The organism is Flavobacterium hungaricum (genome assembly GCF_015182285.1).
GTDB lineage: Bacteria > Bacteroidota > Bacteroidia > Flavobacteriales > Flavobacteriaceae > Flavobacterium > Flavobacterium hungaricum.
In genome coordinates this window covers 746,021-761,111 of the sequence record NZ_PRDM01000001.1, presented here as the reverse complement: position 1 = coordinate 761,111, position 15,091 = coordinate 746,021, and the positions used below count along the sequence as shown (strand labels likewise).

Here is a 15,091-nt window from a genome sequence, read left to right as displayed (position 1 = left end):
TTTGTAAATTAGCCAACACTATTTTGTAAAATCAATATTATATCATGGATTTAAACTTCAATAAAAACGAAGATCACAATAAACTATTACTTTCAGAACTAAAACAAAAATTTGCAAAAGTAAAATTAGGCGGAGGCGAAAAACGAATCGAGAAATTACATTCCGAAGGAAAAATGACCGCACGTGAAAGAATCGCTTATTTATTAGATGAAAATTCAAATAGTATTGAAATAGGCGGTTTTGCCGGAGAAGGAATGTACGCAGAACACGGCGGATGCCCTTGTGGAGGCGTTGTTGTCAAAATAGGTTATGTCAAAGGAAAACAATGCATTGTGGTTGCTAATGATGCGACTGTAAAAGCCGGAGCCTGGTTTCCAATTACAGGAAAGAAAAACCTTCGTGCGCAAGAAATTGCCATGGAAAACAGACTTCCGATTATTTATTTGGTTGACAGCGCGGGAGTTTACCTGCCTATGCAGGATGAAATTTTCCCTGATAAAGAACATTTCGGGCGCATCTTTAGAAATAATGCCCAAATGAGCAGTATGGGAATTACGCAAATCGCTGCCGTTATGGGAAGCTGTGTTGCCGGAGGTGCTTATCTGCCAATCATGAGCGACGAAGCTTTAATTGTAGATAAAACAGGCAGTATTTTCCTTGCTGGAAGTTATTTGGTAAAAGCCGCAATCGGCGAAACGATAGACAATGAAACTTTGGGCGGTGCTACAACACACTGCGAAATTTCGGGTGTAACCGATTATAAAGCGAAAGATGATAAAGATGCTTTAGATAAAATCAAAAGCATAGTCGATAAGATTGGAGATTATGATAAAGCCGGCTATAACCGAATCAAAGCTATAAAACCAGCGTTAGAGCCAAATGACATTTACGGAATTTTACCAAAAGCCCGAAACGAGCAATACGATATGATGGAAATCATCAATCGTTTGGTAGATAATTCAGAATTTGAAGCTTACAAAGATGGTTACGGCCAGACTATAATTACCGGTTACGCCAGAATTGACGGATGGGCTGTTGGTATTATAGCCAATCAGCGCAAAGTAGTTAAAACAAAAAAAGGCGAAATGCAGTTTGGAGGCGTGATCTATTCTGACAGCGCTGATAAAGCAACCCGTTTTATTGCCAATTGCAATCAAAAGAAAATTCCACTTGTATTCCTGCAAGACGTTACCGGTTTTATGGTGGGTTCAAAATCGGAACACGGCGGTATTATTAAAGACGGTGCCAAAATGGTAAATGCCGTTAGTAATTCGGTGGTGCCTAAGTTTACTGTAATTGTAGGTAATTCTTATGGTGCAGGAAATTATGCGATGTGCGGAAAAGCCTATGACCCTAGATTAATTTTTGCATGGCCAAGTGCAGAACTTGCTGTTATGGGCGGTACGCAGGCTGCTAAAGTTTTAGCACAAATCGAAGCTTCTTCGCTTAAAGCCAAAGGAGAAATTATAGATGAAGCTAAAGAAGATGCGCTTTTCAACAAAATAAAAGCACGTTACGACGAACAGACCTCGCCTTATTATGCTGCATCCAGATTATGGACAGATGCGATTATTGATCCGCTGGACACTAGAAAATGGATCTCAATAGGAATCGAAGCCGCTAACCATGCTCCTATTCAAAAACCATTTAATTTGGGAGTTATTCAAGTTTAGCGATTTAAGAATTCTCGATAAAACACCATAAAAAAGCAACAAACTTATTTTCAGGCTGTTTAAAATAAATATATCATTAAAAGTTAGTAACTTAGTATATAATTTTAATCACACAGCATCATGGAAAATGTAAAAAGTTTGAATAAATGGGCAAATTCGCACACTTATTTACCAGTGGATTTAGTACGTATTGTTTTGGGTGGATTTTTATTTATGAAAGGAGTTTCGTTTGTCACGAATGTTCAGTACCTGCATGATTTAATTTCGCCTGTTGATCAGTTCGGCGGCGGTATGTTTATGCTGCATTACATTGCTCCTGCTCATATGATTGGCGGTATCATGATTATTTTCGGCTTGCTGACCCGCTGGGCCATAGCCGCACAATTACCTATATTATTTGGTGCTGTACTCATTAATTTTATGGGCAAAATGCATTCAGAAAGTCTACTATTAGCAATCGTTGTGTTATTAATCTGTATCTTCTTCTTGTTTTATGGAAGCGGTAAACACTCTGCAGATTATTACTTTAAAATGCAGCAATAAAATCTAAATATCCTCAATCTCTGCAAAAATAGATTGAGGATATTTAGAATGTTAATTAATTCTTTAAAATTTCTTTTATTGTGTTTTATGAGTTAATTTCGCCGACATGAAATGGATTCATAGAATTGTTGTTTTAATTGCATTTTTGTCTGCAGGTTTGTTTGCTTATCAAGCAGATAAAGTTTCTGTGTGCAAAATTGACATAGAAAACACAGATTCCAATTTCTCTAAAGACACCGCCGATTCCTCTGCTTTTATTCAACCGCAGGGAAGCTACCAATTTGCGGCAAATATCAAAACAAATCCTTTGGGGATAATAAAATGCTTTGATATTTTATTACCGCTCATCCCACAACATCAAACTATTACAACGACTACGGAGTACGCTAAGGTTTTTACAACTCAAAGTAAAAAAGTCCTAGTCATACTCTATGCTTTCCATTTTTTCTGGTAAATAAATTTTTGATTTTTCTAATTGAAAATCACTTTTCAATGCAATAAAACGGTGTTCTTCCAGAAGACTGTTTTCTATTTCAACTATTTATTTCATTAAAAAATATGGAAACTACAACAACAATTATGGGTATTGTTATTGCACTTATTGTAGCAATCCCTATATATTTCTCTGCACGATCTACCGCTGCAAGTAAATCAAGAATTCTAAATATTAAGAAACGATTCAACCCTTCGCGTCCCGAAGATTTTAATTTAACAGAATCGATCAATAATAAGACTTTGACAATCGATCAGAAAAACAAAAAATTTGTTCTGATGAATTTTAACCCGAGTCAACAGGAATCTACCTATGTAGATTTAAATACTATTGTTTCGTGCAGACTAATCCCTACAACCGATTCACATTCTGACACGATTCTTAAAATTGATTTTGAATTTATTGAAAAAGAAACATCCAAAAAAATATTAATTCCATTCTATGATTTCGATGATGACCGCATCAAACAAATAAGCGTTTATCAGGATCATATGTTTGCAAAAAAATGGCTTACAATCATCCAAGATTCTATTTCAAGTTAGTTATTTAATTCACTAAAGAGGCTCAAAATTGAGTCTCTTTTTTTATTCTTACATGATATTTGTCATTTTCTGTTAAAGTTTGAAGTTTTAATTTTGATATAAACAAAATCCGTCATTATGAAAATTTCTTTGACTCAAAAATATAATGTCCCAGGTCCAAGATATACAAGTTATCCGACAGTTCCTTATTGGAAGGAAGCAGATTTCACCTCTGAAAAATGGATCTCTTCATTACAAAAATCATTCTCAGAAAGCAATTCAAAAAACGGAATCACTTTATACATTCATCTTCCCTTCTGCGAAAGCATGTGTACTTTCTGCGGCTGCAACAAACGCATTACCAAAAATCATTCTGTTGAAGAGACTTACATTCAGGCAGTTTTAAAAGAGTGGAGTTTATATTGCAATCTTCTTCCTGAGAAACCTGTGATTAAAGAAATACATCTAGGAGGCGGAACACCGACATTTTTTTCTACAAACAATCTGGAATCTTTGATAAACGGAATTTTCAGTTGTGCTGTAAAAGCACAAGATCATGAATTTAGCTTTGAAGGACATCCAAACAATACAACTTATGAACAACTCAAAAAACTATACGATTTAGGTTTTCGCCGGGTAAGTTTTGGGGTTCAGGATTATGCCCCAAAAGTTCAAAAAGCAATTAATCGAATTCAGCCTTTTCATAATGTTGCCAAAGTCACTTTCTGGGCAAAAGAAATTGGTTATACTTCTATTGGTCATGATATTATATTTGGTCTGCCATTTCAAACTATAGAAGACGTTATTGATACTGTCGAAAAAACAAATTCTCTAAAACCAGACAGATTAGCCTTTTATAGTTATGCCCATGTGCCTTGGATTAAAGGAAACGGACAGCGTGGCTTTAATGACGAAAATCTACCAAAAGATGCTGAGAAAAGAAAATTGTACGAGACAGGAAAACAGCTTCTTTCTCAAAATGGTTACAGCGAAATCGGTATGGATCATTTTGCATTAATCTCTGACAGTTTATACAAAGCAGCACACAACGGTGATCTGCACCGAAATTTTATGGGATACAGCGCTTCAAAAACCCAGGTTATGATTGGGCTGGGTGTGTCTTCCATTAGTGACAGCTGGTATAGTTTTGCCCAAAACACTAAAAATCTTGAAGAATATTATCAATTATTAGAAGAAGATAAACTTCCGGTTGTAAAGGGACATATTCTAAATAACGAAGATTTAATTATCAGAAAACATATTCTTAATTTAACTTGCGAACTACAAACTTCTTGGAACGAAAATTCACTTTATTTCAAAGAACTTCCGAATGTTTTAGAAGATTTACAGGAAATCAAAAATGACGGCTTAATTGTTATAGAAGAAGGAAAAATAACCATTACAGAAGCAGGAAGACCTTTTGTTCGCAATATCTGCATGGCTTTTGATTTACATCTAAAAAGAAAGTCACCGGAAACAAATTTGTTCTCGATGACTGTCTAAAAAAGATGGTTAGTATTAGTAAGTATTATATTTTTTTTAATGACAATTCGGGGACTGCTGCACAAACAAACTTACATTGGAAGGAGAAATATAAGGAATTCCCAATCCTAAGCCTCTTAGAATAAATAAAACCCCGATAACTGCTGCAACATATGGAATTGCCTTTTGGATCTTGTTTCTAAATGGCAATTTTAATAATGAATTAATATACACTACAACGGTCATTAACGGCATTGTTCCAAGTCCAAAGAGTAACATATACAATATCCCGTAACTTGCGCTCTGCATCGCAATTGCACCAAATAAAGCAACATAGACCATTCCGCAAGGCAAAAAACCGTTTAAGAGACCAATTGTAAAAAGAGATTTGTAGCTTTTGTTTTTAAATTGAGCTCCAAGACTTGATTTGACATTAGAGATGATTTTATAAATTGGTTTTGAAAAATTATAGTTTGCAAATTTCTTTTCTGGAATAAGCGCTGCAATAATCATTATAACCCCAATAATTATAGACATTTTCTGCTGTAGGCCCGCCAGAAAAAAACCTCTTCCTAATAGTCCAAAAATTAAGCCGATAGAAGTGTACGCTGTTAATCGGCCTAAATGATACGTAATAATCTGCGTCACTCTTTTTGCTTGATTATATCTGTCTACAGGAAGCATCATAGCAATTGGTCCGCACATTCCAACACAGTGCAGACTACTGATCAAACCTAATATTAAAGCAGAATAAAGCATTTTAATTAGTTTATGTAGATAACCTCTTTAGAAAGGTATTTAACACCTTGATACTGCCATTCCATCTTAACATCCCAACGGCCTTTAATTAATTTGTTATTCGGAATAAACAAAGAAGAATTCTGAAGTGCAATTTGTGTATTAAAATCGAATTTTTTATCGGATGGACGGTATAATAAAACATTTCCCGTTACTTTATTCTCATCAAACTTAGAAGGAAAAACAATTTTAACCCCGTTATCTATATACTTAATTGATGGTTTCTGCTGCAAATCATGCGCATTTTGAATGCGTGCCATTTCTTCCTGAAAATGCGTATCGTGTTTGTAATATTCCTCCACAACCAAATCATTATCATATTTAGAATTTGACTGAACCTCAAAAACAAAATATAAAATAAAACTCATAAAGATCGCAAATGCAATTACGATTCCTGTTCCCCAATTGATTTTCATAATAGTATTTTTTTAATTAAAGCTGCGTGGCCCTAAGAAGTTTGTTGCGGTATCATCTAAGAGTTCTTTTCCGTTATAAACGCCAATCTTTACTTTGGTTTTATCACTTTCCAAAAGTGCTTCCTCTATTTCAATAAATAAAGTTCCTTGAGAAATACTTTCTTTTGCCACTTTAAAATGAGGTTTACCCACATTTCTAATATTTCCTTTTTGATCAATCAATTCAAAATGAATATCCTGATAATCTTTCATTGTCTTATTGACTATTTTATAAGTATAAACATTACTGATCTTATCTCCTTTGTGCTGAAACAACTGTCCTGGCAGACGCAAAATAACAGCTTCTACATTGGTTCTCAAAAACAGCATTCCGACAAAAACACTCAATAATATAAACAAAACTGCTGTATAACCTTTCATTCTTGCTGTAAATTTGAAAGGTTCCTTTTTAGTAATTTCATCTTCAGAAGCGTATCGAATCAAGCCTTTTGGCAGTCCAACACTTTCCATAATATGGTCACACTCATCTATACAGGCTGTACAATTGGTGCATTCTAACTGAGTACCATTTCGGATATCAATTCCCATTGGGCAGACATGCACACATTGAAAACAGTCTATACAATCGCCTTTTCCTGCTAGAACTCTGTCTTCTTTTTTATTGAATTTAGCACGGCCTGCTTCTTTTTCGCCACGTACAAAATCATAAGCAACATTAATCGATTTATTGTCTAGAAGAACCCCTTGCAAACGTCCATATGGGCAAGCAATAATACAAACCTGTTCTCTAAACCATACAAATACAAAATAGAAAACACCAGTAAAAATTAAAAGCGCTATAAAATTACTAGCTTGCTGAATTGGCCCTTGTTCTACCATTAAAAATAACTCATCACTGCCAACCAGGTAAGCTAAAAAAATATTGGCGATAAAAAAGGAGATTATAAAAAAGACAGCCCATTTGGTTACTCTTTTTCTAATTTTTTCAGCATCCCATTTTTGTCTTGCCAAGCGCTGTTGTGCTCCACGATCACCATCAATCCAATATTCTATACGACGGAAAACGAGCTCCAGAAAAATTGTCTGAGGACAAATCCATCCACAAAAAATTCTTCCAAAAACCACAGTAAAAAGGAGAATAAATACAACTCCAACCAACATTGAGATCACAAAAAGATAAAAATCTTGAGGCCAGAAAGGAAATCCAAAAATACTAAAGCGACGTTCAATCACATTGAACATCATAAATTGGTTCCCGTTGACCTTAATAAAAGGATTAGCAATTAAGATCGCTAAAAGAACGTAACTGACAATCTTTCTATAATCATAAAATTTACCAGACGGCTTTTTGGGAAATATAAATTTTCTTTTACCGCCTTCATCAATCGTTCCGATGGTATCTCTAAATGCTTCGTCTGGTAAATTTGACATGATATTTTATTATTTTTTAACTTCAGTGGTATCTATTGTTTTTACTACAGCAGTTTCTGTCTTAGGAGCACTGTCGTCTACCCAAACTTCACCTTCTGGCTCTTTTGGATCTTTAGGATTACTTCCTTGAAGAGACAAAATGTAACTGGCCACTTTTTGAATTTCTTTTGGTTTTAAAGTACCTTTCCAGGCAATCATCCCTTTTCCGTCACGCCCTCCATTGGTAATCGTATGAAAAAGGTTTTTAATTCCACCACCCAGAATCCATTTGTCGTCTGTTAAGTTAGGGCCAATTTGTCCACCTGCATCAGCTCTGTGGCAGGCTGCGCAATTGGTGGTAAAGATTTCTTTTCCTATTGCTAAATCAGCACCATCAGTAAGCAGTACGACTGTTTTCTCGTCCATTAAATCCGGCGCCGTTTTTAAATATTCTTCAACTTCAATCTTAGCTTGTGCCATTGCTTTTTTAAGCTCCATTTCTTGATCATCAGCTCCTAGAACATCATAACGAACTACATAAATAACACCGAAAATGATACAGATATAGAATAAATACACCCACCAAGGCGGTAAATTATTATCAAGCTCTTTAATTCCGTCGTAATCATGATCCATTAAAAGCTCTCCTTCTTTTTCTATTGGTGAAGTTTGAGTTAATTTCTGCATTAGGTTTTTATACCAAGTGCTTTCGCTAAAACTTAAACTGCTTTCATATTCTTGTTTTGCCTTTTCTTCTGGGGTCATCAATTGATACATGACACGGTTTACAGCACTAAGTGTAATCTCTATTGCTATTAAAATGAAAAGGAATGCAAACAAGAAAACCGAAATCATTGGATATTTTACAAACGCCGGTCTGTCTCCAGAGTCTACAAAGAACTCCATCAGCCCGAAAACGATGAAGAAAATTACTGGGACTCTAACATATACTGGGAAAAACTTTTTCATTTTATAAATCTTTTGAAGTTAAACTAAGTCCTTCATCTAAAGGTATTTCACTCATTTCTCTAATCTTGTCTTTCTTGTATGAAAACACCCAAAAGCCTAAGCCTACAAAAAATAAGAAAAATATAAGGAGGGAAATTATCGGGTAAATTTCTATACCCGATATTGTTTCCATATTGTGTTTAATTTGTTCGAACATGACGCAACTATTTTGAAGTTTCTTTTACTTTAATATCAGTACCAAGTCTTTGAATATAAGCGATCAAAGCAACAATTTCACGCTCATTCATCGGAATGAATTTTTCTCCGCTTGCAGCTGCTTTTTTCTTGCTGGCTTCATAACTTTTAACAAAGTCAGGGTCATTTTCAAGACTTTTTTCAATTCCAATTGCTTGATCTCTTAGTGTTTTTTGTGCATTAGCAACATCTGCTTCTGTATAAGGAACTCCAAGAGTAATCATAGCCTTCATTTTCTTTTCAATTAATGACGTATCCATTGGTTTATTATCAAATAACCATTTGTAACCCGGCATAATTGAACCTGCAGAAATACTCTGTGGATTCCAGAAATGATTAAAGTGCCAGTTATCATTATATTTCCCGCCAACTCTTAATAAATCTGGACCTGTACGTTTTGACCCCCACAAGAATGGATGATCGTAAACAAATTCTCCAGCTTTTGACTGAGGTCCGTAACGCTCTACTTCACTTCTAAACGGACGAACTGATTGAGAGTGACATCCGACACAGCCTTCTCTAATGTATAAATCGCGTCCTTCAAGTTCTAAAGGTGTATATGGTTTTACACTGCTGATTGTCGGAATATTAGATTTTACCATAATAGTCGGTACAATTTGAATAATTCCACCGATCAAAATGGCAATTGTAGCCAAAATGGTTAACTGAATAGGTTTTCTCTCTAACCAAGAATGGAATTTTTCGCCTCTTACCCTGCTGCTGCTAATTCTTTGTAAAGCTGGTGCCTGTGCTAATTCATCTTCTACAGGTTCACCAATTTTGATAGTCATGATAATGTTGTACACTAATGTCAACATTCCGACTAAATATAGAGATCCTCCGATAGCTCTCATCCAATATAATGGCATAATTGCAGTTACTGTTTCAAGGAAGTTTCCGTAGGTCAAAGTTCCATCTGGATTAAACTGTTTCCACATTGAAGCTTGCTGAAATCCAGCAACATACATAGGCAATGCGTATAAAATAATCCCTAAAGTGCCAATCCAGAAATGGAAATTTGCCAATTTCTTTGAAAACAAATTCGTTTTTGTCATTCTTGGAATCAACCAATAAATAATAGCAAACGACATAAAACCATTCCAAGCTAAAGCTCCAACGTGTACGTGCGCTACGATCCAGTCTGTATAGTGCGCAATAGCATTTACATTTTTAAGAGAAAGCATCGGACCTTCAAAAGTTGCCATTCCGTAACCTGTAATGGCTACCACAAAGAATTTTAAAACTGGTTCTTCACGAACTTTATCCCAAGCGCCTCTTAAAGTTAAAAGACCATTGATCATACCTCCCCAAGATGGAGCAATCAACATTACAGAAAATGCAACTCCTAAATTCTGCGCCCAGTTTGGCAGTGCAGAATACAATAAGTGGTGCGGTCCAGCCCAAATGTAAATAAAAATCAAAGACCAGAAGTGTATAATAGACAATCTATAAGAATAAACAGGTCTGTTTGCGATTTTAGGAACAAAATAATACATTAATCCTAAGAAAGGAGTTGTCAGAAAGAATGCCACCGCATTGTGCCCGTACCACCATTGTACCAATGCATCCTGAACCCCTGCGTAAACAGAATAACTTTTAAGACCTGATACCGGTATTTCAATATTATTAAAGATATGCAGCACCGCTACTGTAACGAATGTTGCCAGATAAAACCAAATTGCAACATATAGGTGACGTTCTCTTCGACGCAGCATGGTGCCAATCATGTTGATTCCCATTACAACCCAGATCAGTGCTATTGCAATATCTATCGGCCACTCCAGTTCTGCATATTCTTTAGAAGAAGTATAACCTAACGGAAGCGTGATTGCTGCGGCTACAATGATAAGCTGCCAGCCCCAGAAATGAAGATTACTTAAAAAATCACTAAACATTCTGGCTTTTAGTAATCTTTGCAAAGAATAGTACATACCTGCAAAAAAGGCATTACCCACAAATGCAAAAATGACTGCATTGGTGTGCAACGGTCTTAAACGGCCGTAACTAAGCCACGAGATCCCATCTGTCATATTGGGAAAAAGGTACATTACTGCAAGAGTAAGCCCCACTAACATACCCACAACTCCAAAGAGGATTGTGGCGTAAATGAATTTTTTTACAATTTTGTTGTCGTAATAAAACTGTTCCATTTCCATAATTATACTTGTTTTTCTTCGATTTGTGAATTATTATTTTGGGGATTAATTTTGGTCTCATCATCAAAAAGAATTCTGACTGAAGGCGTATAATCATCATCGTACTGTCCCGATTTTACAGCGACAATAAAGGCAATAAAGAAGCAGACTGCCACGAAAATACTTACTGAAATTAATAGATAAATAACACTCATTCCTTAAATTTTTGTTAAACAAAACTATTAGAATTAAGGCAGATAAAATATGATATTTATCATGGTATAGAAGAATGTTAAAATTAAAAAAAATAATTTTACAATTATTTAAATTCACTTTAAATTACTGTTGCTGAAATAGTTAGACATTAAAGTAACGAAACTTACAATGGTAATTGTACTCAACGGCATGATGATTGCCGCGACTAAAGGAAGCAGATTACCTGTAACCGCAAAAGCTAGTCCCACAACGTTATAAAGTAACGATAATCCAAAACTCATTTTTATAATAAAAATAGCTTTGTGTGATAGTCGCAAAAAGTAATTGAGGCGTGAAAACTCATTAGCATCTAAAATTGCATCACAGGCAGGTGAAAAGACATTGACATTTTCAGAAATCGAAATCCCGACGTCACTTTGTGCTAAAGCCCCCGCATCATTCAGTCCGTCACCAACCATCATAACATTTTGCCCCTGCTCCTGAAGTTTTTTGATATACTCTAGTTTTTGTTCTGGCTTTTGATTGAATATAAGCTCAGTACCTTTTGGAAGAATGGTTTCTAAATTAACTCTTTCTCCATCATTATCTCCAGAGAGTACTTTTATATTGTAATCTTTGCTCAAAGTTCGGAAAAGCTCTTCTAAACCATCTCTATATTGATTCTGAAATACATATTTCCCAATGTAAACTCCATCTATCTTGATATGCAAAGCTGTTTTTTCTATTTCGAAATTATCAGACTTTATATCATCCACAAATTGGCCAGAACCAATTTTAACTTCTTTCTGATCAACAATCGCCAAAATACCTTTACCTGTAATTTCCTGAAAATCTTCAATTTTAATACGTTTCGTTTCTGGCAGAAAATCATATAACATTCTGCTTAAAGGATGATTTGATGCACGCAGAACATTTTTAATCACTAAAATATCCCCGTCAGAAATTGATTTTCCTTCGTAGGTAATATTCGACTTTTTATTCGTTGTAATGGTTCCTGTTTTATCAAAAACAATAGTATTTACTTTAGCTAATTGTTCGATTACAACAGCATTTTTCAGGTAGAATTTCTTTTTTCCAAGAATCCTTAAAATATTTCCAAAAGTAAAAGGTGCTGTAAGTGCTAATGCACAAGGACAGGCAACAATTAATACCGCAGTAAAAACATTAAATGCAGTATTAGCATCAATAAGTATCCAATAACCAAATCCTGCAAAGGCTATCAATAATAAAATTGGAGTAAAATAGCGGCTTATTGCATCTGTGATCGTTTTATGTTTTTGTTTTACTTTTTTCTGGAAAATTTCATTGCTCCATAATTGTGTCAAATAGCTTTGAGAAACAGAATGCAGTACCTCCATTTCTATTACCCTGCCAATTTGTTTACCGCCGGCAAATACTTTGTCGCCCGATTTTTTAGTTATAGGAACCGCCTCACCTGTAACAAAACTATAATCTATTTCTGCGCTTTCACTAATCAGAATCCCATCAACTGGAATAAGTTCCTGGTTTCGGATTAACAATCTGTCTCCTTTAGAGATGTCATAAATAGCCGCATTTTCTTCAGAATTATCTTTGTTTATTTTAGTTACAGCAATAGGAAAATAGGATTTAAAATCTCTTTCAAAACTTAAAAAGCTGTACGTCTTAGTCTGAAACATTTTGCCTAGAAGCATAAAGAAAACCAAACTCGCCAGACTATCAAAAAAGCCGGGACCATGATCCATCAGCATATCATAAGTACTGCGGATAAACATAACAATAATTCCTAGCGCGATCGGGATGTCAATATTCAGCATTTTAGTTTTAATACTATGATATGCCGATACGTAATAACCACTTGCAGAATAAAGGAAACTTGGCAATGCCAAAACAAAAATCAAAAATCTAAAAAAGGGTTTGTAGCTGTCCAGCCAGAACTCTTTCATTTCAAAATATTCTGGAAATGACAACAGCATAATATTTCCAAAACAAAAAAATGCTACTCCAAGTTTATAAGTTAAACTTCGATCAATTTTAGTTTTAGATTCACCATAATTTTCTAAACTAATGTAAGGTTCGTAACCAATAGAGCTTAATAAGTAAACTATTTCTTTTAAAGAAACAATGTCGGAATTATAGGTAATTCTAACTTTCTTTTCATGAAAATTAACTTGTGAAGTACTAATTCCTGTTTGGAGGCGGTTGAGATTCTCTAAAATCCAGATACAAGAACTGCAATGAATATGAGGGATATTTAAAGATACAATAGCAGTATTTCCTTCATGAAATTCTAATAGTTTTGAAAGAATACTATCATTTTCTAAGAAATCGTATTTGCCGGCAATGTCTTGTGGAGTGGCTCCTGGCGATTTTTCAAACTCATAATAAGAGGTTAAGTCGTTGCTGCTAAAAATCTCATACACCGTTTTACAGCCGGCGCAGCAAAACTTTTTTTCATCAAAATCGATTTCCTCATTTTTCGCTATGGTCAAACCACAATGAAAACAACTTAGGCCAGTCATAAAAATTTGTTTTTAGGTTGCAAATTTCAGATTAACAAGCAGTTTTTAAGATGATAATTATCATGTTTTAATTAATTCGAATTCTAATTTAAGAAAATAAAAGGAACGAATTTTTACATTCTTCTTTTTCCGGATATTTTAAGAAATAATAAGCGTAAAAACGGCGAATAATGCTTAATTTTGCAGCAAACAACTATTGTCATGAATAAATGTGATCAATGTATAGTACGTCAGTTAAGTTCACTTAAAGCCCTTAGTAAAGAAGAAGTTATAAAACTTGCCGGCAGTAAAACCACCTACAAAATCAAAAAAGGAGAAGCCATTTTTGAAGAAGGAGAAGTTACAAATGGTGTTTTTTGTGTAAAAGACGGTGTAGGGAAGCTTTCAAAATTAAGTGCAAACGGTAAAGACCAAATTGTAAAATTGGTAAAATCTGGCGAACTTCTTGGACAGCGTTCCATGATTAGTAATGAGCCGGCCAACTTAACAGCCAAAGCTATTGCGGATATGGAAGTGTGTTTTATTCCTAAATCTGAAATCATTAATTTCTTTAACAGTAATAATCAATTCTCTTTAAATCTTATGCAGTCTGTTTGTGAAGATTTGAAAGAATCTGAGAACGAAAAAATTGCTTTAGTCCAAAAAACAGTTAAACAGCGCCTTGCCGAAACGCTTCTTCATCTGCATGACGAGTTTGGAGAAGACAAAGACCAAACACTAAAAGTGCAGTTAACACGCGAAGAATTGGCTGGAATTATCGGTACTGCAACAGAAAGCTGTATTCGTTTATTATCTGATTTTAACAAACTGGGATTGATTGAATTGGTAGGTAAAAAAATCAAACTAAAAGATGTTCGTGCTTTAAAAAAATTAGCAGAAAATTAAAGTTTTTTTGCTTCGTTCCAAAATACATCCATTTCTGTAAGAGTCATGTCCATTAATGGCTTTCCTAATTCGTTTGCTTTGCTTTCTAAATATTGAAAACGTTTGATGAATTTTTTATTGGTTCTTTCTAAAGCGTCTTCTGGATTTACATTTAAAAAACGGGCATAATTAATCATGGAGAACAAAACATCTCCAAATTCGTCTTCAATTTTATCCTGATTACCAGATTTTACTTCGTCTTGCAGTTCCTGCAGTTCTTCTTGGACTTTATCCCAAACTTGATGCGGTTCTTCCCAATCAAATCCGACACCTTTTACTTTGTCTTGAATTCTGCTTGCCTTAACCAAAGCCGGAAGACTATTAGGAACGCCTTCTAATACCGATTTTTTACCTTCTTTTAGCTTTAGCTTTTCCCAATTCTGTTTTACTTCTTCTTCATTTTCTACATTTACATCACCGTAAATATGAGGATGGCGGTAAATTAGTTTTTCACAGATTTCGTTGCACACGTCAGCAATATCAAAATCATTCGTTTCACTTCCAATTTTAGCGTAAAAAACGATGTGCAGCAATAAATCTCCCAACTCTTTTTTTACTTCATTCAAATCATTATCCAAGATCGCGTCGCCCAATTCGTAGGTTTCTTCAATTGTCAAATGTCTTAAAGTCTGCAGCGTCTGCTTTTTATCCCACGGACATTTTTCACGAAGTTCGTCCATAATGATTAATAATCTTTCAAAAGCTTTAAGTTGGTTTTCTCTGCTCATTTGCGAAGTGTAATTGGGTAGTAAATAAAAATTTAAGTAAAAGTAAAA

At 34.8% G+C, this 15,091-nt stretch carries 15 protein-coding genes; 6 read left to right on the top strand and 9 right to left on the bottom strand.

Translation table 11 applies throughout. From position 1 onward, the window contains the following. Window positions 1-44 precede the first annotated feature (44 nt). The 5 genes from C4F50_RS03255 to hemN all read left to right on the top strand — a co-directional run bounded on the left by C4F50_RS03255 (window position 45) and on the right by hemN (window position 4,733). The gene (locus tag C4F50_RS03255) at window positions 45-1,673 is read left to right on the top strand and encodes an acyl-CoA carboxylase subunit beta (RefSeq protein ID WP_193844988.1); all 1,629 of its coding nucleotides are present in this window, start codon (window positions 45-47) and stop codon (window positions 1,671-1,673) included. A 120-nt stretch (window positions 1,674-1,793) separates the two neighbouring features. Then, complete coding sequence (locus C4F50_RS03250) at window positions 1,794-2,216, top strand: DoxX family protein (protein ID WP_193844987.1); 423 nt, start codon at window positions 1,794-1,796, stop codon at window positions 2,214-2,216. Window positions 2,217-2,322: 106 nt separating this feature from the next. Then, entirely contained in the window at window positions 2,323-2,670 is a 348-nt protein-coding gene (locus tag C4F50_RS03245; protein WP_193844986.1) for a hypothetical protein, read from the top strand. Between the two features lie 104 nt (window positions 2,671-2,774). Beyond that, window positions 2,775-3,251 carry a hypothetical protein gene (locus C4F50_RS03240; protein ID WP_193844985.1) on the top strand — a complete coding sequence of 159 codons (477 nt, stop codon included), beginning with the start codon at window positions 2,775-2,777 and terminating at the stop codon, window positions 3,249-3,251. Window positions 3,252-3,368: 117 nt separating this feature from the next. Continuing rightward, window positions 3,369-4,733: an oxygen-independent coproporphyrinogen III oxidase gene (hemN, locus tag C4F50_RS03235; RefSeq protein ID WP_193844984.1), complete on the top strand. Its 1,365-nt coding sequence runs from the start codon at window positions 3,369-3,371 to the stop codon at window positions 4,731-4,733. A gap of 36 nt (window positions 4,734-4,769) precedes the next feature. On the opposite strand, the gene C4F50_RS03230 is transcribed toward hemN, so the two are convergent. The 8 genes from C4F50_RS03230 to C4F50_RS03195 all read right to left on the bottom strand — a co-directional run bounded on the left by C4F50_RS03230 (window position 4,770) and on the right by C4F50_RS03195 (window position 13,391). Beyond that, window positions 4,770-5,471 (bottom strand): sulfite exporter TauE/SafE family protein, encoded by a 702-nt coding sequence (locus C4F50_RS03230; RefSeq protein ID WP_193844983.1) that lies wholly within the window; start codon window positions 5,469-5,471, stop codon window positions 4,770-4,772. Between the two features lie 5 nt (window positions 5,472-5,476). Next, on the bottom strand, window positions 5,477-5,926 hold the full coding sequence (locus C4F50_RS03225) for a FixH family protein (RefSeq protein ID WP_193844982.1): 450 nt from the start codon (window positions 5,924-5,926) through the stop codon (window positions 5,477-5,479). 12 nt (window positions 5,927-5,938) lie between these two features. Beyond that, the gene (ccoG, locus tag C4F50_RS03220) at window positions 5,939-7,357 is read right to left on the bottom strand and encodes a cytochrome c oxidase accessory protein CcoG (RefSeq protein WP_193844981.1); all 1,419 of its coding nucleotides are present in this window, start codon (window positions 7,355-7,357) and stop codon (window positions 5,939-5,941) included. A 9-nt stretch (window positions 7,358-7,366) separates the two neighbouring features. Then, window positions 7,367-8,305, bottom strand: a complete 939-nt coding sequence (locus tag C4F50_RS03215; RefSeq protein ID WP_193844980.1) for a cbb3-type cytochrome c oxidase N-terminal domain-containing protein — start codon at window positions 8,303-8,305, stop codon at window positions 7,367-7,369. A gap of 1 nt (window position 8,306) precedes the next feature. Further along, window positions 8,307-8,501: a CcoQ/FixQ family Cbb3-type cytochrome c oxidase assembly chaperone gene (locus tag C4F50_RS03210; RefSeq protein ID WP_193844979.1), complete on the bottom strand. Its 195-nt coding sequence runs from the start codon at window positions 8,499-8,501 to the stop codon at window positions 8,307-8,309. Between the two features lie 7 nt (window positions 8,502-8,508). Further along, a complete protein-coding gene (gene ccoN, locus C4F50_RS03205; protein ID WP_193844978.1) occupies window positions 8,509-10,695 on the bottom strand; it encodes a cytochrome-c oxidase, cbb3-type subunit I in 2,187 nt (728 codons plus the stop codon). A gap of 2 nt (window positions 10,696-10,697) precedes the next feature. Further along, window positions 10,698-10,889, bottom strand: a complete 192-nt coding sequence (gene ccoS / locus C4F50_RS03200; protein ID WP_193844977.1) for a cbb3-type cytochrome oxidase assembly protein CcoS — start codon at window positions 10,887-10,889, stop codon at window positions 10,698-10,700. Between the two features lie 114 nt (window positions 10,890-11,003). Continuing rightward, complete coding sequence (locus C4F50_RS03195; RefSeq protein WP_193844976.1) at window positions 11,004-13,391, bottom strand: heavy metal translocating P-type ATPase; 2,388 nt, start codon at window positions 13,389-13,391, stop codon at window positions 11,004-11,006. A gap of 201 nt (window positions 13,392-13,592) precedes the next feature. Between C4F50_RS03195 and C4F50_RS03190 the strand changes: the two genes are divergently transcribed. Beyond that, window positions 13,593-14,276, top strand: a complete 684-nt coding sequence (locus tag C4F50_RS03190; RefSeq protein WP_193844975.1) for a Crp/Fnr family transcriptional regulator — start codon at window positions 13,593-13,595, stop codon at window positions 14,274-14,276. Here the strand turns inward: C4F50_RS03190 and mazG are convergent. Beyond that, window positions 14,273-15,043, bottom strand: coding sequence for a nucleoside triphosphate pyrophosphohydrolase (gene mazG, locus C4F50_RS03185; protein ID WP_193844974.1), 771 nt, complete (start codon window positions 15,041-15,043; stop codon window positions 14,273-14,275). The two genes, C4F50_RS03190 and mazG, sit on opposite strands and share 4 nt — an antisense overlap. Between the last annotated feature and the right edge of the window lie 48 nt (window positions 15,044-15,091).

What these genes read in the sequence shown, in the direction of transcription:
- C4F50_RS03255 (WP_193844988.1), top strand. Translation starts at nt 45, where the DNA reads ATGGATTTAAACTTCAATAAAAACGAAGATCACAATAAACTATTACTT.
- C4F50_RS03250 (WP_193844987.1), top strand. Translation starts at nt 1,794, where the DNA reads ATGGAAAATGTAAAAAGTTTGAATAAATGGGCAAATTCGCACACTTAT.
- C4F50_RS03245 (WP_193844986.1), top strand. Translation starts at nt 2,323, where the DNA reads ATGAAATGGATTCATAGAATTGTTGTTTTAATTGCATTTTTGTCTGCA.
- C4F50_RS03240 (WP_193844985.1), top strand. Translation starts at nt 2,775, where the DNA reads ATGGAAACTACAACAACAATTATGGGTATTGTTATTGCACTTATTGTA.
- hemN (WP_193844984.1), top strand. Translation starts at nt 3,369, where the DNA reads ATGAAAATTTCTTTGACTCAAAAATATAATGTCCCAGGTCCAAGATAT.
- C4F50_RS03230 (WP_193844983.1), bottom strand. Translation starts at nt 5,471, where the DNA reads ATGCTTTATTCTGCTTTAATATTAGGTTTGATCAGTAGTCTGCACTGT.
- C4F50_RS03225 (WP_193844982.1), bottom strand. Translation starts at nt 5,926, where the DNA reads ATGAAAATCAATTGGGGAACAGGAATCGTAATTGCATTTGCGATCTTT.
- ccoG (WP_193844981.1), bottom strand. Translation starts at nt 7,357, where the DNA reads ATGTCAAATTTACCAGACGAAGCATTTAGAGATACCATCGGAACGATT.
- C4F50_RS03215 (WP_193844980.1), bottom strand. Translation starts at nt 8,305, where the DNA reads ATGAAAAAGTTTTTCCCAGTATATGTTAGAGTCCCAGTAATTTTCTTC.
- C4F50_RS03210 (WP_193844979.1), bottom strand. Translation starts at nt 8,501, where the DNA reads ATGTTCGAACAAATTAAACACAATATGGAAACAATATCGGGTATAGAA.
- ccoN (WP_193844978.1), bottom strand. Translation starts at nt 10,695, where the DNA reads ATGGAAATGGAACAGTTTTATTACGACAACAAAATTGTAAAAAAATTC.
- ccoS (WP_193844977.1), bottom strand. Translation starts at nt 10,889, where the DNA reads ATGAGTGTTATTTATCTATTAATTTCAGTAAGTATTTTCGTGGCAGTC.
- C4F50_RS03195 (WP_193844976.1), bottom strand. Translation starts at nt 13,391, where the DNA reads ATGACTGGCCTAAGTTGTTTTCATTGTGGTTTGACCATAGCGAAAAAT.
- C4F50_RS03190 (WP_193844975.1), top strand. Translation starts at nt 13,593, where the DNA reads ATGAATAAATGTGATCAATGTATAGTACGTCAGTTAAGTTCACTTAAA.
- mazG (WP_193844974.1), bottom strand. Translation starts at nt 15,043, where the DNA reads ATGAGCAGAGAAAACCAACTTAAAGCTTTTGAAAGATTATTAATCATT.